General features: G+C 61.3%; 22 protein-coding genes. 3 read left to right on the top strand and 19 right to left on the bottom strand.

Features of this window, described 5'->3' with window-relative positions:
- Window positions 1-2: 2 nt before the first annotated feature.
- From ccmE to ccmA, 5 genes are all read right to left on the bottom strand, one after another.
- The gene (gene ccmE, locus AAEZ10_RS22590; RefSeq protein WP_016771044.1) at window positions 3-458 is read right to left on the bottom strand and encodes a cytochrome c maturation protein CcmE; all 456 of its coding nucleotides are present in this window, start codon (window positions 456-458) and stop codon (window positions 3-5) included.
- On the bottom strand, window positions 455-631 hold the full coding sequence (ccmD, locus tag AAEZ10_RS22585) for a heme exporter protein CcmD (protein ID WP_071171457.1): 177 nt from the start codon (window positions 629-631) through the stop codon (window positions 455-457). Before ccmD ends, ccmE begins: the two co-directional genes overlap by 4 nt.
- Window positions 628-1,383, bottom strand: a complete 756-nt coding sequence (locus AAEZ10_RS22580) for a heme ABC transporter permease (protein ID WP_350571081.1) — start codon at window positions 1,381-1,383, stop codon at window positions 628-630. Before AAEZ10_RS22580 ends, ccmD begins: the two co-directional genes overlap by 4 nt.
- 97 nt (window positions 1,384-1,480) lie before the next feature.
- Window positions 1,481-2,149 (bottom strand): heme exporter protein CcmB, encoded by a 669-nt coding sequence (ccmB, locus tag AAEZ10_RS22575; protein WP_039763615.1) that lies wholly within the window; start codon window positions 2,147-2,149, stop codon window positions 1,481-1,483.
- The gene (ccmA, locus tag AAEZ10_RS22570) at window positions 2,146-2,781 is read right to left on the bottom strand and encodes a cytochrome c biogenesis heme-transporting ATPase CcmA (RefSeq protein WP_350571078.1); all 636 of its coding nucleotides are present in this window, start codon (window positions 2,779-2,781) and stop codon (window positions 2,146-2,148) included. The genes ccmB and ccmA overlap by 4 nt, the downstream gene beginning before the upstream one ends.
- A 197-nt stretch (window positions 2,782-2,978) precedes the next feature.
- Between ccmA and fliK the strand changes: the two genes are divergently transcribed.
- Together fliK and AAEZ10_RS22560 are read left to right on the top strand one after the other, a co-directional pair.
- Window positions 2,979-4,553: a flagellar hook-length control protein FliK gene (gene fliK, locus AAEZ10_RS22565; RefSeq protein WP_350571076.1), complete on the top strand. Its 1,575-nt coding sequence runs from the start codon at window positions 2,979-2,981 to the stop codon at window positions 4,551-4,553.
- The gene (locus AAEZ10_RS22560; protein WP_071171454.1) at window positions 4,550-4,879 is read left to right on the top strand and encodes an EscU/YscU/HrcU family type III secretion system export apparatus switch protein; all 330 of its coding nucleotides are present in this window, start codon (window positions 4,550-4,552) and stop codon (window positions 4,877-4,879) included. The genes fliK and AAEZ10_RS22560 overlap by 4 nt, the downstream gene beginning before the upstream one ends.
- A 211-nt stretch (window positions 4,880-5,090) precedes the next feature.
- Here the strand turns inward: AAEZ10_RS22560 and AAEZ10_RS22555 are convergent, their stop codons facing one another.
- The 14 genes from AAEZ10_RS22555 to flhA all read right to left on the bottom strand — a co-directional run bounded on the left by AAEZ10_RS22555 (window position 5,091) and on the right by flhA (window position 19,613).
- Window positions 5,091-5,486, bottom strand: a complete 396-nt coding sequence (locus AAEZ10_RS22555; RefSeq protein WP_016771049.1) for a DUF2802 domain-containing protein — start codon at window positions 5,484-5,486, stop codon at window positions 5,091-5,093.
- A gap of 1 nt (window position 5,487) precedes the next feature.
- Window positions 5,488-5,973, bottom strand: coding sequence for a chemotaxis protein CheW (locus tag AAEZ10_RS22550; RefSeq protein WP_016771050.1), 486 nt, complete (start codon window positions 5,971-5,973; stop codon window positions 5,488-5,490).
- Between the two features lie 90 nt (window positions 5,974-6,063).
- A complete protein-coding gene (locus AAEZ10_RS22545; RefSeq protein ID WP_041479626.1) occupies window positions 6,064-7,017 on the bottom strand; it encodes a CheW domain-containing protein in 954 nt (317 codons plus the stop codon).
- Between the two features lie 90 nt (window positions 7,018-7,107).
- On the bottom strand, window positions 7,108-7,896 hold the full coding sequence (locus AAEZ10_RS22540; protein ID WP_024012121.1) for a ParA family protein: 789 nt from the start codon (window positions 7,894-7,896) through the stop codon (window positions 7,108-7,110).
- Window positions 7,897-7,939: 43 nt separating this feature from the next.
- Window positions 7,940-8,830: a flagellar motor protein MotD gene (gene motD / locus AAEZ10_RS22535; protein WP_016771054.1), complete on the bottom strand. Its 891-nt coding sequence runs from the start codon at window positions 8,828-8,830 to the stop codon at window positions 7,940-7,942.
- A gap of 12 nt (window positions 8,831-8,842) precedes the next feature.
- The gene (locus tag AAEZ10_RS22530; protein WP_016771055.1) at window positions 8,843-9,583 is read right to left on the bottom strand and encodes a flagellar motor protein; all 741 of its coding nucleotides are present in this window, start codon (window positions 9,581-9,583) and stop codon (window positions 8,843-8,845) included.
- Window positions 9,583-10,728 carry a protein-glutamate methylesterase/protein-glutamine glutaminase gene (locus AAEZ10_RS22525; protein WP_258711232.1) on the bottom strand — a complete coding sequence of 382 codons (1,146 nt, stop codon included), beginning with the start codon at window positions 10,726-10,728 and terminating at the stop codon, window positions 9,583-9,585. The genes AAEZ10_RS22530 and AAEZ10_RS22525 overlap by 1 nt, the downstream gene beginning before the upstream one ends.
- A 49-nt stretch (window positions 10,729-10,777) precedes the next feature.
- Window positions 10,778-13,048: a chemotaxis protein CheA gene (locus AAEZ10_RS22520; protein WP_350571072.1), complete on the bottom strand. Its 2,271-nt coding sequence runs from the start codon at window positions 13,046-13,048 to the stop codon at window positions 10,778-10,780.
- 53 nt (window positions 13,049-13,101) lie between these two features.
- Window positions 13,102-13,890, bottom strand: coding sequence for a protein phosphatase CheZ (locus AAEZ10_RS22515; protein ID WP_016771058.1), 789 nt, complete (start codon window positions 13,888-13,890; stop codon window positions 13,102-13,104).
- An 18-nt stretch (window positions 13,891-13,908) separates the two neighbouring features.
- Window positions 13,909-14,280 carry a chemotaxis response regulator CheY gene (locus AAEZ10_RS22510; protein WP_024012118.1) on the bottom strand — a complete coding sequence of 124 codons (372 nt, stop codon included), beginning with the start codon at window positions 14,278-14,280 and terminating at the stop codon, window positions 13,909-13,911.
- A gap of 167 nt (window positions 14,281-14,447) precedes the next feature.
- Window positions 14,448-15,188 (bottom strand): RNA polymerase sigma factor FliA, encoded by a 741-nt coding sequence (gene fliA / locus AAEZ10_RS22505; protein ID WP_016771059.1) that lies wholly within the window; start codon window positions 15,186-15,188, stop codon window positions 14,448-14,450.
- The gene (fleN, locus tag AAEZ10_RS22500) at window positions 15,185-16,015 is read right to left on the bottom strand and encodes a flagellar synthesis regulator FleN (RefSeq protein WP_016771060.1); all 831 of its coding nucleotides are present in this window, start codon (window positions 16,013-16,015) and stop codon (window positions 15,185-15,187) included. Before fleN ends, fliA begins: the two co-directional genes overlap by 4 nt.
- A 116-nt stretch (window positions 16,016-16,131) precedes the next feature.
- Window positions 16,132-17,472, bottom strand: a complete 1,341-nt coding sequence (flhF, locus tag AAEZ10_RS22495; RefSeq protein ID WP_024012117.1) for a flagellar biosynthesis GTPase FlhF — start codon at window positions 17,470-17,472, stop codon at window positions 16,132-16,134.
- Window positions 17,473-17,483: 11 nt separating this feature from the next.
- A complete protein-coding gene (flhA, locus tag AAEZ10_RS22490) occupies window positions 17,484-19,613 on the bottom strand; it encodes a flagellar biosynthesis protein FlhA (RefSeq protein ID WP_016771062.1) in 2,130 nt (709 codons plus the stop codon).
- A gap of 591 nt (window positions 19,614-20,204) precedes the next feature.
- Between flhA and AAEZ10_RS22485 the strand changes: the two genes are divergently transcribed.
- A complete protein-coding gene (locus AAEZ10_RS22485; protein ID WP_282385834.1) occupies window positions 20,205-20,564 on the top strand; it encodes a DUF6124 family protein in 360 nt (119 codons plus the stop codon).
- Window positions 20,565-20,804 lie beyond the last annotated feature (240 nt).

The raw sequence follows: 20,804 nt of genomic DNA, 5'->3' as shown, positions 1-20,804 counted from the left end.
GATCAACCCTCCTTCACAGGCGTCGGTGCGGATTGACCGCTGTCCTTCAGCGCTTTGGTCACTTCCGGCGGCATGTACTTCTCGTCGTGCTTGGCCAGCACTTCATCGGCGACCACTACGCCATCAGCATTGAGCTTGCCGAGGGCGACGATGCCCTGCCCTTCGCGGAACAGATCCGGGAGGATGCCGCGATAGGCGATGGTCACGGATTTGTTGAAATCGGTGACGACGAATTTGACGTCCAGCGAATCCTTGGAGCGTTGCAGCGAACCGGCCTCGACCATGCCACCGGCGCGGATGCGCGTGTCCTGCGGCGCTTCGCCGTTGGCGATCTGCGTCGGCGTGTAAAACAGATTGATGTTTTCCTGCAGCGCGCTCAGGGCCAGGCCAACAGCAGCGCCCACTCCGACCAGAATCGCCAGAATGATGATCAGACGTTTTTTGCGCAGCGCATTCACTTGCCGTTCTCCCGGCGCAGACGACGCGCCTCTTGTTGCAGATAACGCTTGCGCGCCGCAATCGGCGCCACCACGTTGAGGGCCAGCACCGTCAGGCAGATGCCGTAGGCCGACCAGACATACAGGCCGTGATGGCCCATGGCGAGAAAATCGCCGAATGAAGCAAAACTCATCGCGCCGCCTCCAGACTCTGCTGCACTTCGGTCTTCACCCAACTGGCGCGGGCCTCGCGCTTGAGTACTTCCAGACGCATGCGCAGCAACAGCACGGCGCCGAAGAAGCAGTAGAAACCCAGCACCGTCAGCAGCAGCGGCAGCCACATTTCTGCTGGCATCGCCGGTTTTTCCGTGAGGGTGAACGTCGCGCCCTGGTGCAGGGTGTTCCACCACTCCACCGAATATTTGATGATCGGAATGTTGATCACGCCAACAATCGCCAGCACCGCGCAGGCCTTGGCGGCGCTGTCGCGGTTGCTGATGGCATTGCCCAGCGCGATCACGCCGAAATACAGAAACAGCAGAATCAGCATCGAGGTCAGGCGCGCATCCCACACCCACCACGAGCCCCAGGTCGGCTTGCCCCAGATGGCCCCGGTAACCAGCGCCACGGCAGTCATCCACGCACCGATCGGTGCGGCGCATTGCAGGGCAACGTCGGCCAGCTTCATTTTCCACACCAGCCCGACCACGCCGCACACCGCGAGCATCACGTAGATCGACTGGGCGAGCATCGCCGCTGGCACGTGGATATAGATGATGCGAAAGCTGTTGCCTTGCTGGTAATCCGGCGGCGCGAAGGCCAGGCCCCAGACCGCGCCAACGCCGATCAGCAGCAACGCTGCAATGCTCAACCACGGCAGGAACTTGCCGCTGATGCCGTAGAACCACTTGGGCGAGCCGAGCTTGTGAAACCAGGTCCAGTTCATACTGTTTCCATCACGGTTGCCGCTCATCATCGCGAGCTGGCAGAGGGTCATGCCTTTCTTCTGATAGAAGTGGTCAATTTTTGACCAGGCCTCATTATTATTCGCCGACGCTGATCTTCAGGCCAGCGGCTATTGCAAAGGGTGTCAGGGTGATCGCCAGCGCTGTGAGGCTGGCCATCCACAACAGGTATCCGGTCGCCGGCATGCCTTGCAGCGCCGCTTGCAACGCGCCGCTGCCAAGGATCAACACCGGGATGTACAGCGGCAGAATCAGCAACGCCAGCAACAGGCCGCCGCGCTTCAGGCCGACCGTCAGCGCCGCGCCGACTGCACCGAGCAGACTCAACACCGGCGTTCCCAGCAGCAACGACAGCAGCAGCACCGGCAGACACGCAGCGGGCAAGCCGAGCATCAACGCCAGCAACGGCGACAGCAGCACCAGTGCCAGACCGGAGAACAGCCAGTGTGCCAGCACCTTGGCCAGGACCAGAAGCGGCAACGGGTGCGACGAAAGGACCCACTGCTCCAGCGAGCCATCTTCAAAATCACTGCGAAACAATCCGTCCAGCGACAGCAGGACCGACAACAACGCCGCCACCCAGACTAACCCCGGGGACAGGTTTTGCAAGACTTGAGTTTCCGGGCCGACGGCCAGCGGAAAAAGGGCAATGACGATGGCAAAGAAAATCAGCGGATTGGCCAGCTCCGCCGGGCGGCGGAACAGCAATCGCGATTCGCGGGCAAGCAGCAGGCCGAAGACACTCATACCGCCCATTTCCCCAGATCGATGTCGCGATAACCGGCCGGCATACGGCTCAGGGTGTGGTGGGTGGTCAGCACCACCAGACCGCCGCGTTCGCAGTGGCCGGCCAGATGCTCTTCCAACTGACCGACACCCTGCTTGTCCAGCGCGGTGAAAGGTTCGTCGAGAATCCACAACGGCGGGCTGTCCAGATACAACCGCGCCAGCGCCACACGGCGCTGTTGGCCGGCGGAAAGACTGTGGCAGGGAACGTCTTCGAAACCGCGCAATCCTACCGCTGCCAGCGCCTGCCAGATCGCCTCGCGTTCGGCGGGATGATGCAGGGCGCACAGCCACGACAGGTTTTCTTCGGGAGTGAGCAGATCCTTGATCCCGGCGGCGTGGCCGATCCACAACAGGTTTCGCGCCAGTTCGCTGCGTTGCTCGGCCAGCGGCTGACCGTTGAGCAGCACCTGGCCATCGGTGGGTTGCATCAAACCGGCGAGCAGACGTAAAAGACTGGTCTTGCCGCTGCCGTTGGGGCCGCTGATCTGCACCATGTCGCCACTGGCCAGACGCAATTCGAGGTTTTCGAAAAGCAGCCTGAGATCGCGTTCACACGCCAGGGCAACGGTTTGCAGGACAGGACTGGTCAAGGGATCACGGGCCTTATACGGTTCAAGTCGGCTCTAGAGCGGCCGTTAAAGAGATGCAGCATAGATGCTTTGATCGCTCGATCTGGCGAGCTGGATCAAACAATTGCCAGGTTTTTTGAACGAAGCGCACGACGCGCGGCATTATACATGCCGTGCCTTACTCTCAAGAGCGCAATTTCCTCAGGTTGTGTCCGCGTATGACAGGCGAAATGAACATCCTTCCGCTGCCGCCCACCGTGCCGGCGAGCGCTCGCCCGCAGATGGGTGAGCTGCTCAAGCTGCTGACGCCGGTGGAGGGCTTGATCGGCGCGGGGCAAAGCGCCAAGGCCGAGGTGTTGTCGCTCAAGCAGGCCGATCAGACCTTTGAATTGTTGCTCAAAGTGACCCTCGACAGCGGCCGTCAGACCACCGTGCAGGCCAGCAGCAACCTGCCGTTGCCACAGGGCACCAACCTGGCGATCACTCAGCCCTCGGCCGGCAATCTGGCGATCACCGTGCAGCAAGCGATCGCCAGCAGCGTCGCCACCCTGACCCGCATCGATACCGCGCAATTGCCCGCCGGCACCTTGCTGCAAGGCAAAGTCGTGACCTCGCAGGCCCTGCCGCAGACGCCGGGGCAAGCGGCGGTATTTCGCTCGATGGTCACCCTGCTCAACACCGCATTGAGCGGCAGCACTTTGACCGTCGACAGCCCGCAACCGCTGCGCATCGGCACCCTGTTGTCGGCGCAGGTGCAGGATGCGCAGACCCTCAAATTCGTGCCGCTGAGCAGCCGTCAGGAACAACTGGCGGTGAGTCAGCAATTGCTCGGTCAGCAAAGTCGTCAGGGCTCGCTCGATGGCTTGCTGAAGTTGTTGCAGAGCCTCCCGCCATCCAGCGATCAGACTTCGGCCGATCTGCGCGCGGTGGTCGACAAGTTGCTCGCCAGCCTGCCGGACGTGCAGCAAATGAGCACCGCCAAAGGCGTGGCGCTGGCCTTGGCCAACAGCGGCGCGTTCCTCGAAGCGAAATTGCTCGGCGGACAAAACCCGACTCTCGCCCCGGACATGAAAGCCGACCTGCTCAAGCTGATCGCGCAACTGACCCCGGGCCTGCCAAGCAACACCAATTTCAATGCGATCATCGCCGCCAATACCCTGGCGCAGGCACTGCCGAGTTTCGTCCGGAACGCCCTCGGCACCCTCGGCCAGGTCAGCGCCAAACCGGTGCCGAGCAGCTTCCCGTTGCCCGAACGACTGCTGGCGAAACTGGAAGGCGAAGGTGATCTCGAACAACTGTTGCGCCTCGCCGCCGCTGCGGTGTCGCGTCTGCAGAGCCACCAGCTGTCGAGCCTGGAGCAGACAGGCGTCACCGACGATGGCCGCTTGCTCAGCACTTGGCAGCTGGAAATCCCCATGCGCAACCTGCAAGACATCGTACCGTTGCAGGTCAAATTCCAGCGTGAAGAAGCGCCGGAGCGCGAACCGCAGCCGCACGAACGCCGCGATGAGCGCGAAGCCAAACAGCAACTGTGGCGCGTCGATCTGGCCTTCGATCTGGAACCACTCGGGCCGATGCAGATTCAGGCGCAACTGATCGCCGGCAGCCTGTCCAGTCAGCTGTGGGCCGAGCGGCCGTACACCGCTGACCTGATCGAAAACAACCTGTTCGCCCTGCGCCAGCGCTTGCTCGATTCCGGGCTCAACGTCGGCGACCTCGACTGCCACCACGGCACCCCGCCGCAAGGCAACCAAACCCGCCTCGAACACCGCTGGGTCGACGAAACCGCATGAACGATTCCACTGCCCCACGCCAGGCCATCGCCCTCAAATACGACGGCAACCACGCCCCGACCCTCACCGCCAAGGGCGACGAAGAACTGGCCGAAGAAATCCTGCGCATCGCTCGCGATTACGAAGTGCCGATCTACGAGAACGCCGAACTGGTGCGCCTGCTGGCGCGGATGGAACTGGGCGACAGCATTCCCGAAGAGCTCTATCGCACCATCGCCGAGATCATCGCGTTTGCCTGGAACCTGAAAGGCAAATTCCCCGAGGGACAGGACCCGAACGCGCCGATGGTCGAGAAGGACGTCACTGATCGCGGGGATGATTACTGAGACTTCGAAGACGCCTTCGCGAGCAAGCTCGCTCCCACATTCGACCGTGATCAAATGTGGGAGTGAGCCTGCTCGCGAATAGCGCTTTTGATTTGATCGTTCCCACGCTCCGCGTGGGAATGCCGCCGGTGACGCTCCGCGTCACATTTCACAGGCGGAACGCGGAGCGTCCCAGGATGCGTTCCCACGCAGAGCGTGGGAACGATAGCTCCTAGCTGCCCTTGTGCAACTTGCGCATCAACTCCGCCTCAGCCTGGGTCAACCCGCACGACTGAGTCAGTTCATCGACGCTGGCGCCCATGCCCACCAGTTTCGCCGCCTGGGCGAATGACAGGCTCGACGGGTCGCGTTGTTCCAGAGCAACAATCTTGTCCGGCAACGGACTCACCACCGCGCGCAACTCGTGCAGGGCCTCGCCCATGCGCACGTTGCCGTTCTGGTAATCGTCGACGCGTTTGGCCAGTTCCTTGATGCGCTGATCACGCAGCGCATCACCCTGGGCCTGCTGTGCAGCGATCACTCGCTGCGCCTTGATGTACGAGACGAACATCGCCAGCGTGCCCGCCCAGAACAGGAACAGAACAATTACCGCAACCTCGAGAATCAAATCAGATGCTCTCCAGTTCCGACCATTCTTCTTCGCTCATCATCTTGTCCAGCTCGACCAGAATCAGCAGTTCGTTGTTCTTGTTGCACACGCCCTGAATGAACTTGGCCGATTCTTCGTTACCGACGTTCGGTGCGGTTTCGATTTCCGACTGACGCAGGTAAACCACTTCGGCGACGCTGTCGACCATGATGCCGACGACTTGCTTGTCGGCTTCGATGATGACGATACGGGTGTTGTCGCTGATCTCACCGCTGTGCAGGCCGAAGCGCTGACGGGTGTCGATCACGGTGACCACGTTGCCGCGCAGGTTGATGATGCCCAGCACGTAGCTCGGTGCACCCGGCACCGGCGCGATCTCGGTGTAGCGCAGCACTTCCTGCACACGCATCACGTTGATGCCGTAGGTTTCGTTATCCAGTTTGAAGGTCACCCATTGCAGGATCGGATCTTCAGAACCTTTTGCATTCGACGCCTGACTACTCATACCCTGACCCCTCGAAAAAACCGCCCCGGGCGGTGTGTGTTCTGTGTGGTGGCACTGGAAAATGCCATCGCCTGATAGTTATGTCGGCTGCTATGTCGGTTTATGTAGCGGCTTGTTGCCACTCAAGTGCTTTGCCCCGCCGCTGGCGATCAACTCGGCCAGTGCGGATACGTCAAGCAATGCACACATGTGCTCGATCACGGTGCCGGCGAGCCATGGCCGCTGACCCCGGTGACTTCTCCATTTGATTTCATTCGGGTCCAGGCGCAACGAGCGGCTGACCTGATGCACCGCCAGCCCCCACTCGTAACCTTGAACCGAAATCACGTATTGCAGGCCCTGACGGAAGTCATCGCGGTAGCGATCCGGCATGACCCAGCGCGCGGTGTCCAAGACTTTCAGATTACCGGCCTGGCTCGGCAGGATTCCAAGGAACCACTCCGGCTGACCAAACAGCGGCGTCAGCTCGTGGCCGGCCAGCGAATAGATCGAGCCAAGGCACACCAGCGGCACCGCCAGGGTCAGCCCGGCAACATCGAACAGCAAGCATTCGAAGGCTTCGGCGGCCCAGGCCGGACGGCCATCGGGTTCGACCGGTGGCGGCGGGTTGTTCGGTGGCAGGTGCACTTCGACCAGCGGCGGGACCAGCACCTTCGGCTCCGCAATCTGCGGCGCGGGTTCTGGCTCCGGCTCGGGTTCCGGCACGGTCAATAATTGCGTTTGCAGCAGCGGCGCCAAGGTCGACAGCGGCGCGCGCGGTTCGTCGATCAGCGCAACTGGCGCTTTGGCCACGGGGGCAGCAGCGGGCGCGGCAATTGGAGCGACGGATTTCTGCGCGTCGCGGGCCTGCTCCTCCAGCACCGCTGCCTGGAACTCGTCCATGGCCTCGGTGCTTTCCACCACTTCAGGCTGCGCCTGTTCGACGACTGGCGGCGGCGCTTCGACCGGCGCAGGCAAGTCCTCGGGCAGGTCGAGCAACAGGTCTTCCAGATAGGACTGCAAGGCCTGTTGCGGACGTGACGTGAGTTTCACTGGGCGGTTCATCGGTGATCAGCGCCTGACAGGGAAACCGCGTTGTCTGCTTCGCGAGCAGGCTCGCTCCCACAGGGTTCGGGCAAGCAGATCGAAATCATCTCAGGCCACCTGCGGAACAAGTTGCTGCGCGAGCAGGTGCTTGAGCAGCGCGCGGTAGGCCAGCACGCCACGGCTCTTGCCGTCGAATTGCGAAGGCGTGACGCCCGCCCGGCTGGCGTCGCGCAGACGAGTATCGACCGGGATATAGCCGTGCCAGATGTCGTCGGGGAATTTGTCACGCAGCACGCGCAAGGTGCCCATCGAGGCCTGCGTGCGGCGGTCGAACAAAGTCGGCACGATGCTGAACGGCAACGGCTGTTTGCGCGAACGATTGATCATCGCCAGGGTGTTGACCATGCGCTCCAGACCTTTCACGGCGAGGTGCTCGGTCTGCACCGGAATCACCAGTTGCTGGCTCGCCGCGAGGGCGTTGACCATCAGCACACCGAGCAACGGCGGGCTGTCGATGATCGCGTAATCGAAGTCCTGCCACAGTTGCGCCAGACTCTTGGCGATCACCAGACCCAAGCCACTCTGCCCCGGCGACTGCCGCTCAAGGGTGGCCAGTGCGGTGCTCGATGGCAGCAGGGAAATCCGTTCGTCGCTGGTCGACAACAGCAACTGCCCCGGCAGGCCTTGCGGCACGCTGCCCTTGTGCAGAAACAGGTCGTAGTTGCTGTGTTCCAGGCTGTCGGGGTCGTAGCCGAAATAGCTGGTCATCGAGCCGTGCGGGTCGAGATCGACCACAACCACGCGCTTGCCCGCCTCGGCCAGCAATCCGGCTAAAGCGATGGAGGATGTGGTTTTACCGACACCACCCTTTTGATTGGCGACTGCCCAGACTCTCATTCAGTTCGTTCCTCCCGGCCAGGTTGATTGGCCGAGACATGCTTCAGCGTGTTAATGCGGGCGACGGAGAATTGACGGCACTCTCGCGTCCCGGCGTCTTGACCGGGGTCGGTGCAGTTTGTGTGCCAGCGCGCTTCAACGCCGCGTCCGGTTGCGCATTGGCGGTTCCGGTGCCGGTGAGGCTGCGGCGCACATCGAGATTGCGCGACACCACCAGCACCACACGACGGTTCTTCGCCCGGCCTTCGACCGTGGCGTTGTTGGCCACTGGCTGGAATTCGCCGTAGCCCACCGACGCCAGTCGTCCAGGGTTCACACCCTGCATGGCGAGCATGCGCACGATGCTCGCCGAGCGCGCCGAGGACAGTTCCCAGTTGGTCGGGTACTGCGCGGTGCGGATCGGTTGATCGTCGGTGAAGCCTTCGACGTGGATCGGGTTGTCGAACGGTTTGAGGATCGCCGCGACCTTGTCGATGATGTTGAACGCGATGTCGCTCGGCATGGCGTCGCCGCTGCCAAACAACAGGCTGGAATTGAGCTCGATCTCGACCCACAACTCGTTGCCGCGCACGGTCATCTGGTTGGAGCTGATCAAATCACCGAAGGCGGCGCTGATGTCATCGGCGATGCTTTTCAGCGGATCGCTGGCCCCGGATATACCGGCGTCGACCTGCTCGGCATCCTTGACCAGCGGCTTGGCCGGGGTCACGGTTTTCGGTCGCTCGTCGCCGATCGGAATCGGTTTGAGCGAGCGGTCGGAGTCGGTAAACACGCCGATCAGCGCTTCGGAAATGACTTTGTACTTGCCTTCGTTGATCGACGAGATCGAGTACATCACCACGAAAAACGCGAACAGCAAAGTGATGAAATCCGCGTAGGACACGAGCCAGCGCTCGTGATTGACGTGTTCTTCCTGGTGGCGACGACGAGCCATGAGGTTATTCCCTTAGTCCATGAAGCCTTGCAGCTTCAACTCAATGGAACGAGGGTTTTCACCTTCGGCGATCGACAGAATTCCTTCCAGCAACATTTCGCGATAACGCGACTGCCGCAACGCGATGGACTTGAGCTTGGCCGCGACCGGCAAGAGGATCAGGTTGGCACTGGCCACGCCATAGATGGTCGCGACAAACGCCACGGCGATACCATTACCCAATTGCGACGGATCAGCGAGGTTGCCCATCACGTGAATCAGGCCCATCACCGCACCGATGATGCCGATGGTCGGCGCGTAGCCGCCCATGCTTTCGAACACCTTGGCCGCTTCGATATCGCGGGATTCCTGAGTGTAGAAATCCACTTCGAGAATGCTGCGAATGGCTTCCGGCTCGGCGCCGTCGACCAGCAGTTGCAGCCCCTTGCGCGAATAGCTGTCAGGTTCGGCGTCGGCCACGCCTTCGAGGCCGAGCAAGCCTTCCTTGCGCGCCGTCAGGCTCCAATTGACCACGCGGTCGATGCCGCCGGCCAGGTCGACACGCGGCGGAAAGAAGATCCAGCCGAGAATCTGCATGGCGCGCTTGAACGCGCTCATCGGCGATTGCAGCAGCGCAGCACCGACCGTGCCGCCCAGCACGATCAGCGCTGCCGGGCCGTTGGCCAGCGCGCCGAGGTGACCGCCTTCAAGGTAGTTGCCGCCGATGATGGCGACGAACGCCATGATGAGGCCGATAAGGCTGAGAACATCCATCAGATACACGCCTCGACGATGTGCTTGCCGATGTCGTCCAGACCGTACACCGCGTCAGCCAGATCGGCTTTGACGATGGCCATCGGCATGCCGTAGATCACGCAGCTTGCTTCGTCCTGCGCCCACACCGAGCTGCCGCCCTGCTTGAGCAGACGCGCGCCTTCGCGGCCGTCGGCGCCCATGCCGGTCAGCACCACTGCCAGAACTTTGTCGCCGTAGGACTTGGCTGCAGAACCGAAAGTGATGTCCACGCACGGCTTGTAATTCAGACGTTCGTCACCCGGCAAAATCTTCACCGCGCCACGGCCGTCGATCATCATCTGCTTGCCACCCGGCGCCAGCAGCGCCAGGCCCGGACGCAGGATGTCGCCATCCTCGGCTTCCTTGACGCTGATACGGCAGAGCTTGTCGAGACGTTCGGCAAACGCTTTGGTGAACGCCGCCGGCATGTGCTGGATCAGCACGATCGGCGCCGGGAAGTTCGCCGGCAACTGCGTCAGTACGCGTTGCAGCGCGACCGGGCCGCCCGTCGAAGTGCCGATGGCAACCAGTTTGTAGGCTTTGCGTTTCGGTGCTGGCGACGAAGCGCTGGCAGCGGTTGCACGGGCAGGCGCTGGCGCAGGCGCCGGACGTGCCGGGACAGGGCTGCTGTGGCTCGTGTGGCTGCCGTAGCTGGACGCTGCCGGAGCAGGCGTCGGCGCTGGCGCAGCGGCGGGAGCCGGCGCGCTGTAGGCACTGAAACGACGATTGCTGCGCGAGATGCTGTGGACTTTCTCGCACAGCAGTTGCTTGACCTTCTCGGGATTGCGCGAAATGTCTTCGAAATTCTTCGGCAGGAAATCCACCGCGCCGGCGTCCAGCGCATCGAGGGTTACCCGCGCGCCTTCGTGGGTCAGCGAGGAGAACATCAACACCGGGGTCGGGCAGCGCTGCATGATGTGCCGCACTGCCGTGATGCCGTCCATCATTGGCATCTCGTAGTCCATGGTGATCACGTCAGGCTTGAGGGCCATGGCCTGATCGATCGCCTCTTTACCGTTGGTGGCCGTGCCGACCACCTGGATGCTCGGATCCGCCGAAAGAATTTCCGAGACGCGGCGGCGGAAAAAACCCGAATCGTCCACCACCAGGACTTTGACTGCCATAAACACTCCATTAGGTGCAGCGGCGCGTCATCGCGCCGCCACCCCGGATTCAAATACGCTTTGTGGCGTAACGCTTGAGCATGCTTGGAACATCGAGAATCAGCGCAATGCGGCCGTCACCGGTGATGGTGGCGCCGGACATGCCCGGAGTTCCCTGGAGCATTTTGCCCAATGGCTTGATGACCACTTCTTCCTGGCCGACCAGTTGATCGACGACGAAGCCGATCCGCTGAGTGCCCACCGAAAGAATCACCACATGGCCTTCGCGCTGCTCTTCGTGAGCGGCGGAGCTGACCAGCCAGCGCTTGAGGTAGAACAATGGCAGCGCCTTGTCGCGCACGATCACCACTTCCTGACCGTCGACGACGTTGGTGGTCGACAGGTCGAGGTGGAAGATTTCGTTGACGTTGACCAGCGGGAACGCAAACGCCTGATTGCCGAGCATGACCATCAGCGTCGGCATGATCGCCAGGGTCAGCGGCACCTTGATGACGATCTTCGAACCCTGGCCCTTGGTCGAGTAGATGTTGATCGAACCGTTGAGCTGGGAAATCTTGGTCTTCACCACGTCCATGCCGACACCACGGCCGGACACGTCGGAGATCTCGGTCTTGGTCGAGAAACCCGGGGCGAAGATCAGGTTGTAGCACTCGGTATCGCTCAGGCGATCGGCGGCGTCCTTGTCCATCACACCGCGTTTTACCGCGATCGAACGCAGGACGTTCGGGTCCATGCCTTTGCCGTCGTCGGAGATCGACAGCAGGATATGGTCGCCTTCCTGCTCGGCCGCCAGCACCACGCGACCGCCACGGGCCTTGCCCGATGCTTCGCGTTCTTCCGGCGACTCGATGCCGTGGTCGACAGCGTTGCGCACCAAGTGGACCAGCGGGTCGGCCAGAGCCTCGACAAGGTTTTTGTCGAGGTCGGTTTCTTCACCCACCAGTTCCAGGTTGATTTCTTTCTTGAGCTGCCGCGCGAGGTCGCGAACCAGACGCGGGAAGCGCCCGAAGACCTTCTTGATCGGCTGCATCCGCGTCTTCATCACGGCGGTCTGCAGGTCAGCGGTGACCACGTCGAGGTTCGACACGGCCTTGGACATGGCTTCGTCGCCGCTGTTGAGGCCCAGGCGCACCAGACGGTTACGCACCAGCACCAGCTCGCCGACCATGTTCATGATCTCGTCGAGCCGCGCGGTATCGACGCGCACGGTGGTTTCCGCTTCGCTGGCCGGTTTTTCCGCCGGAGCAGCGGCTGGCGCACGGGCCGGAGCCGGTGCAGCAGCGGCGGCCGGTTTCGGCGCCTCGGCTTTCGGTTCAGGCTTGGCGGCAGGTTTCGGCGCAGCAGCGGCAGCCGCAGCTTTCGCCGCTGGCGTGGCGACGCTCGACGCAGAGCCGGCAGTCGCAGCGCTAGCGTCAAACTTGCCTTTGCCGTGCAATTCGTCGAGCAGCGATTCGAATTCGTGATCGCTGATCAGGTCGCTGCCCGCCGCAGCGGCTGCCGGTGCAGCAGGTGCGGCCGGGGCCGAAGCGATGGCCGATTCGAGCGCGTCAACGGCGAAGTTGCCCTTGCCGTGCAACTGATCGAGCAAGGCTTCGAATTCGTCGTCGGTGATGTCCGAGCTGTCGCCCGCAGCAGGTGCGGCCGGCGCTGCTGGTGCCGCCGGAGCGACCGCATCGACAGCAAACTGGCCTTTGCCATGCAGTTGATCGAGCAGCGATTCAAATTCGGCGTCGGTGATTTCATCGCTGGCCGCCGTATCGGCAACCTGCGCGGGAGCAGCGACAGCGGCCGGAGCCTCGGCCTGGGCCTTGACGGCATTCAGCGAGTTCAGCAGTTGTTCGAATTCGTTATCGGTGATGTCGTCCGATGCGCTTTCGGCGACCGGTTCTTCCACCGCTTCTACCGGTGCGGCAACGGCTTCATCCGCCGATTGCGGTTCGGCCAGACGCGCCAGCGCGGCCAGCAGTTCCGGCGTCGCAGCGGTGATCGGTGCACGTTCACGGACTTCGCTGAACATGCTGTTCACCGCGTCCAGTGCTTCGAGCACCACGTCCATCAGTTCTGCATCAACGCGACGCTCACCCTTGCGCAGGATGTCGAACACGTTTTCGGCGATGTGACAGCACTCCACCAGCTCATTGAGCTGAAGGAAGCCGGCGCCCCCTTTTACAGTGTGGAAACCGCGAAAAATTGCATTGAGCAGATCTGCATCATCCGGACGGCTTTCCAGCTCGACCAGTTGTTCGGACAGTTGCTCAAGAATCTCGCCGGCCTCAACCAGGAAATCCTGAAGGATCTCTTCATCGGCGCCGAAGCTCATTAATGGGGTGCTCCTACAGGTCTAAAAACCCAAAAAACCCGAATTCCGAAACTCTAGAATCCAAGGCTGGATAACAAATCGTCCACATCGTCCTGACCGGACACAACGTCTTCTCGTTTATCGGCATGAATCTGCGGACCTTCACCCTGCGAGAGATGTTTTTGTGGATCTTTTTCAGCAAGCATTGCGGCGCGGTCATGTTCGATGCCCGCAAAGCGGTCGACCTGACTGGCCATGAGCACGAGTTTGAGCAGATTGCTTTCGACTTCGGTGACCAGTTGGGTCACACGCTTGATCACTTGACCTGTGAGGTCCTGGTAATCCTGAGCGAGCAGGATGTCGTTGAGGTTGCTCGACACCGCACGGTTGTCCGTGCTGCTGCGTGACAGAAAACCGTCGACCCGGCGCGCCAGTTCGCGGAACTCTTCAGCCCCGACCTCGCGACGCATGAAGCGGCCCCAATCGGCGCTCAACGTCTGCGCTTCATCAGCCAGACTGTTGACCACCGGCGTGGCGCTTTCCACCAGATCCATGGTGCGGTTGGCCGCGGCTTCCGTCAGCTTGACCACATAGCCCAGGCGTTCGGTGGCGTCGGTGATTTGCGACACTTCCTCGGCCTGCGGCATGTGCGGATCGATCTGGAAATTGACGATCGCACTGTGCAGTTCACGTGTGAGCTTGCCCACTTCCTGATACAGGCCGCGGTCACGGGTCTGATTGAGCTCATGGATCAGTTGCACCGCGTCGCCGAACTTGCCTTTTTCAAGGCTCTCGACCAGTTCGACCGCGTGTTTTTTCAAGGTCGATTCGAAATCGCCCTGTGATGATTCGTTATGCTCCATAGCTCCCCCGCGCATTCATCAGCCGATGCGTTCGAAAATCTTCTCGATTTTGTCTTTCAACGCTTGAGCCGTGAAAGGTTTGACCACGTAACCGTTCACACCGGCCTGAGCGGCCTCGATGATCTGCTCGCGCTTGGCTTCAGCAGTCACCATCAACACCGGGAGGTGCTTGAGTTTTTCATCGGCGCGCACGTGACGCAGCAGGTCGATACCGGTCATGCCCGGCATGTTCCAGTCCGTTACCAGAAAGTCGATGCTGCCGCTGTTGAGCACCGGAATGGCAGTGGTGCCATCGTCGGCCTCGACGGTGTTGGTGAACCCAAGATCGCGCAGCAGGTTCTTGATGATCCGCCGCATCGTTGAGAAGTCATCAACGATGAGGATTTTCATGTCTTTGTTCAATTCGACCTCCAAGCAGTCTTAAACGCGCCCAGCACCTGGACGCGCCACTTCAATCAATCGGCGCAGCACTTAAAGTTTGTCTGGAGCACAACGGATCGAGACCGGCGCCGTTCATCACCGCACCAGCCTCGTTTCGCAGTGTCCCCACACTGCCTTCAGCGCGCTCGCCACTCCCCCAAACGCCCCCGCAGACGGGCCGCGCACTGGCTGTGTAACTGGCTGACCCGCGATTCACTGACGCCAAGGACTTCACCGATTTCCTTGAGGTTCAGCTCTTCGTCGTAGTACAGCGCCAACACCAGTCGCTCACGCTCCGGCAAATTGGCAATCGCGTCCGCCAGCGCCGCCTGGAAGCGTTCATCTTCCAGATCGCGTGACGGCTCCATATGAGCACTGGCGCCATCCTCGTGCAGCCCTTCGTGTTCGCCGTCCTGCAACAGGTCGTCGAAACTGAACAGGCGACTGCCCAAGGTGTCATTCAGAATCCCGTAGTAATCGTCGAGACTCAATTGGAGTTCGGCCGCAACCTCGTGATCTTTAGCGTCACGGCCGGTTTTAGCTTCAATCGAGCGAATCGCGTCGCTGACCATCCTGGTATTACGGTGAACCGAGCGTGGCGCCCAATCCCCTTTGCGCACTTCATCGAGCATCGCGCCGCGGATTCGAATGCCCGCGTACGTTTCGAAACTGGCGCCTTTGCTGGCGTCGTATTTGGTCGAGACTTCGAGCAAACCGATCATCCCGGCCTGGATCAGGTCTTCGACCTGCACGCTGGCCGGCAGGCGCGCCAACAAGTGATAGGCAATGCGCTTGACCAGTGGCGCGTAGCGCTCGATCAATTCGTATTGCGCGTCACGCGCCGACTTTTTGTAAAGATTCATGCCACTGGCGGTCATATCACAGGCCCTGCGGTTTGCTGCACGAGACGCTCGACGAAAAATTCCAGATGCCCGCGCGGGTTGGCGGGCAGCGGCCAGGTGTCGACCTTCTGGGCGATGGCCTTGAAGGCCAGCGCGCACTTGGAACGGGGAAAGGCTTCGTAGACGGCGCGCTGCTTCTGCACCGCCTTGCGCACGCTTTCGTCGTACGGCACGGCGCCGACGTATTGTAGGGCGACGTCGAGGAAGCGATCCGTGACCTTGGTCAACTTGGCGAACAGGTTGCGCCCTTCCTGCGGGCTCTGCGCCATGTTGGCCAGTACGCGGAAGCGGTTCATGCCGTAGTCGCGGTTGAGCAACTTGATCAGCGCGTAAGCATCGGTGATCGAAGTCGGCTCGTCGCAGACCACCAGCAACACTTCCTGGGCGGCACGAACGAAACTGACTACCGAGTCACCAATACCCGCAGCGGTGTCGATCACCAGCACGTCGAGATTGTCGCCGATGTCGCTGAACGCCTGGATCAGGCCGGCGTGCTGCGCCGGGCTCAGGTGCACCATGCTCTGCGTGCCGGAGGCCGCCGGCACGATGCGAATCCCGCCCGGGCCTTGCAACAGCACGTCGCGCAGTTCGCAACGGCCTTCGATAACGTCGGCCAGTGTGCGCTTGGGTGTCAGCCCCAGCAGAACGTCGACGTTCGCCAGGCCCAGGTCGGCGTCCAGCAGCATGACCCGACGGCCAAGCTCTGCCAGCGCCAGCGACAAGTTCACTGACACGTTAGTCTTGCCGACGCCACCTTTGCCGCCGGTCACCGCGATCACCTGTACGGGATGCATGCTGCCCATGTTATTTCTTTACCTTGTCTTGCATAGACGGAGGCCACATTACTGGCTGCGCGTTCCTGATCGGAACAATGCGTGGCAGACCATCGATGTAGGTACAAAAACTGTTCATGATTACCTCAGCCAACCTGCTTGGTCGGGCTGTGATAGATATCAGCGAACATGTCAGCCATGGCTTCTTCGCTGGGTTCTTCCTGCATTTGCACGCTGACGGCGCGGCTGACCAGTTGATGACGGCGCGGCAGATGCAGATCATCCGGAATCCGTGGGCCATCGGTCAGATACGCGACCGGCAATTCATGACTGATCGCCAGGCTCAACACTTCGCCGAGACTGGCCGTTTCATCCAGTTTAGTCAGGATGCAGCCGGCCAGCCCGCAACGCTTGTAACTGTGGTAAGCGGCGGTTAGAACCTGTTTCTGGCTGGTGGTTGCCAGGACCAGATAATTTTTTGAGCGAATGCCACGCCCGGCCAGGCTCTCAAGCTGCATGCGCAACGCCGGATCACTGGCTTGCAGGCCGGCAGTATCGATCAAAACCACGCGTTTGCGTAGCAGTGGATCCAATGCCTGCACCAGCGACTGACCTGGATCGACGTGCGTTACCGGCACGTTGAGGATGCGTCCGAGGGTTTTCAGTTGTTCCTGCGCGCCGATGCGGAAGCTGTCCATGCTCACCAGTGCGACGTTCTGCGCGCCGTACTTGAGCACGTAACGCGCGGCGAGCTTGGCCAGCGTGGTGGTCTTGCCCATGCCGGCGGGGCCGACCATGGCAATCACACCGCCCTCTTCTAGCGGCTCGACTTCCGGTACGGCAATCATCCGCGCCAGGTGCGCCAGCAGCATGCGCCAGGCCTGACGGGGTTCTTCGATATCGGTGATCATCGCCAGCAGATCGCGCGACAGCGGGCCGGACAGGCCGATGCGCTGCAGACGGCGATACAGATTGGCCTGGGCCGGACGGCTGCCTTGCAGCTGATTCCAGGCCAGGGTGCCGAGCTGAACTTCCATCAGCTCGCGCAGGCTGTTCAATTCAAAACGCATCGAATCCAGCGCACGCGGATCGACGCCCGCCGAGGCCTGCGCAGGCGCTGCGGCCGGGCGCGTCGGTGCGGCGTAAGTCGGCTCGCTCAACGGTTCGGCAGCGGTCAGCGGCAGGCCTGCGGTCAACGGCAGCCCGGCGAACAACTGCTGATTGGTGTTGCCGTCGGCTTCGCCCCGCAGGCTCAGCTCGGCCTGGGCGGTGACGATGCGCGACTGGGTCTTGCGCAGCTCGTCTTCGAGTTCCATGTTCGGAACCCGTGGCGCCAGCGCCGACAATTTGTAATCCAGAGCCGCCGTCAACTCGACGCCGCCGGCAATGCGGCGGTTGCCGATGATGGCGGCATCAGCGCCCAGCTCATCGCGAACCAGCTTCATGGCCTGACGCATATCGGCGGCGAAAAAACGCTTAACTTGCATAAACCACTACCTCAGCCGTTGGGCCCTACTGTCGCAACGATGGTCACTTGCTTGTTGTCCGGTACTTCCTGGTAGGCCAGCACATGCAGGCCTGGCACCGCGAGGCGGCCGAAGCGCGAGAGCATCGCGCGAATCGGGCCTGCTACCAGCAGGATCACCGGTTGGCCTTGCATTTCCTGACGCTGGGCCGCTTCGATCAACGAACGCTGCAGCTTCTCGGCCATGCTCGGCTCCAGCAGAACGCCCTCTTCCGAGCCTTGTCCTGCCTTCTGCAGACTATTGAGCAATATCTGTTCCAACCTTGGTTCCAATGTGATTACAGGCAGCTCGGACTCAGTGCCTACAATGCTTTGGACGATTGCACGGGATACGCCGACCCGCACAGCGGCGACCAGCGCGGCGGTATCTTGACTCTTGGCAGCGTTGTTCGCGATCGCCTCGGCAATGCTGCGAATGTCGCGCACCGGCACGTGCTCGGCGAGCAGCGCTTGCAGAACCTTGAGCAACTGCGACAGCGAAACCACGCCCGGCACCAGCTCTTCCGCCAGTTTCGGCGAGCTCTTGGCCAGCAATTGCATGAGTTGCTGCACTTCCTCGTGGCCGATCAGCTCACTGGAGTGCTTGTACAGAATCTGGTTCAAGTGGGTGGCAACCACGGTGCTGGCGTCGACCACGGTGTAGCCGAGCGATTGCGCCTGGGCGCGCTGGCTGATTTCGATCCACACCGCCTCCAGGCCGAAAGCCGGATCTTTGGCGTTGATCCCGTTGAGCGAGCCGTACACCTGGCCCGGGTTGATCGCCAGTTCGCGATCCGGGTAGATCTCGGCCTCGGCGAGGATCACGCCCATCAGCGTCAAGCGATACGCGCTCGGCGCCAGATCGAGGTTGTCGCGGATGTGCACGGTCGGCATCAAAAAGCCCAGATCCTGCGAGAGCTTCTTGCGCACACCCTTGATCCGCGCGAGCAATTGCCCACCCTGATTGCGGTCCACCAGCGGAATCAGGCGATAGCCGACTTCCAGGCCGATCATGTCGATCGGCGTCACGTCGTCCCAGCCCAGCTCTTTGGTTTCCATGGCGCGTGCCGGCGACGGCAGCAGTTCCTGCTGACGCTTGACCTCTTCCAGCGCCACGACCTTGGCGACGTTCTGCTTCTTCCAGAACAGGTACGCGCCGCCCGCAGCCAGCGCCGCCATGCTCAGGAAGGAGAAGTGCGGCATGCCCGGCACCAGGCCCATCACCGCCATCAAACCTGCGGCCACGGCCAGCGCTTTCGGCGAGGCGAACATCTGGCGGTTGATCTGCTTGCCCATGTCTTCCGAGCCGGAAGCACGGGTCACCATGATCGCCGCTGCTGTAGATAACAACAGTGATGGCAATTGCGCCACTAAACCGTCACCGATGGTCAGCAAGGCGTAGACCTTGCCCGCATCGCCGAAGCTCATGCCGTGCTGGAAGATACCAACCGCCATGCCGCCAATGAGGTTGATGAACAGAATCAGCAGGCCGGCAATGGCGTCACCACGGACAAACTTGCTGGCACCGTCCATCGAACCGTAGAACTCAGCCTCCTGGGCGACTTCCTGACGGCGCGACTTGGCTTGATTCTGGTCGATCAGGCCGGCGTTGAGGTCGGCGTCGATCGCCATTTGTTTGCCGGGCATCGCATCGAGGGTGAAACGCGCGCTCACCTCGGAAATCCGCCCGGCACCCTTGGTCACCACGACGAAGTTGATGATCATCAGAATCGCGAAGACCACGATACCGACCACGTAGTTACCGCCGATCACCACCTCACCGAAGGCCTGGATCACCTTACCGGCGGCGGCGTGGCCGTCCTGACCGTGGAGCATCACCACCCGCGTCGAGGCCACGTTCAGCGCCAGTCGCAGCAGCGTCGCCACCAGCAGGATGGTCGGGAACACGGCGAAATCCAGCGGCCGCAGCGCATACACGCAGACCAGCAGGACGACGATGGACAGGGCAATGTTGAAGGTAAAGAAGACGTCGAGCAGGAACGGCGGTACCGGCAACATCATCATCGCCAGCATGACCAGCAGCAACAACGGCACGCCCAGATTGCCTCGACTGAGGTCGGCAACGTTGGTGCGTGCTGTATTGAATAACTGAGTGCGATCCACCGGTTTTCCCCGTTCCTTTAAAGCAAACTTTTGACGCCCCGAACGGGCGCAGGGCGGCTATTGCAAGAAGCTTTCCAACTTTTGCCGGGGAATGAAATAGAGCGGTTTTACTTGGGATTATTGGCTGATTGGGCTGACCCCTTCGCGAGCAGGCTCGCTCCCACAGTTTGAAATGCATTCCCAATCGGACATTTGGAATACGGCCCCTGTGGGAGCGAGCCTGCTCGCGAAGAGGCCATCGAATGCGGCGCATTTTTTTCGATTTAAACGAAGCTGTTTAAAAGACACCTGCAGACACGGTCTCAAGGCTACAAATCCTTGCGTCATTGCCTACAGCCAAGCCAGAATCCGCCGGCTTGTGCGCTTTGGGGTCGAGTTCTATCGTGGTCCGGTCGCTGAATGTTCAGTGATCGGGTTTAGCAGCCCGGCAAATTTTCAAGGCACGCTGGCTCCGCCTCTCTTAATGGCGGCTTGCGTGGGGCACTTCGGTGCGCCGGGATCCTTGAGCCTGGTCTGCTAACCCGCGTAAAGCCGCCACCCTCTTCGTTTAGCAGCGAAGGCTGACGGCTCCATCTCTCAAGGAGCTTTACCATGATCAAACCAACACCCAACCCGCCCGAATCCGGCCCCACCTCCCCCTACGAATCCCTCGACTCAAAAAAACTCCACCAAGCCGCCGACCGCGCCCTCGATCATTACCTCTGCCCACCCGGCTCGACCCCGCCGCCGTTCAGCCCCCGCGCCATGTACGCCGTCACCGCCGACACCAAAAACGAAGACCTGCTGGCCAACGCCTGCGAAACCCTCGCCTCGGCTAAAACCATCGCCCAGGAATTTGCCGGACTGGTGAAACCATCCCAGCGCCGAACGCTGATGGGCATCGCGCAACTGATCATGCTCGGGGAACTGGCGGTGAATCGGGTGCTGGATAATCTGGAGTTGCCGCAGTAGCGCGGCGTCATGATGATCGTTCCCACGCTCTGCGTGGGAATGCAGCACGGGACGCTCTGCGGCCCATCCCGAGCCCAACGCGGAGCGCCGTTAGGCACTTCTACGCACAGAGCATGGGCACCGAACCACAATGACCACTCATCTGAATACCGCTAACACCTGTCAGGTTTGACAGGTGCGCAATCCCTAATTAAACGCTCTGATGATTCCTGCCCTTTCCCCCCCCGCAGGAGTTTCACC

Source organism: Pseudomonas sp. H26/SER47-MNA-CIBAN-0231, assembly GCF_040310465.1.
Taxonomy (GTDB): Bacteria; Pseudomonadota; Gammaproteobacteria; order Pseudomonadales; family Pseudomonadaceae; genus Aquipseudomonas; species Aquipseudomonas atacamensis.
This window is presented reverse-complemented; position numbering and strand designations above follow the sequence as displayed.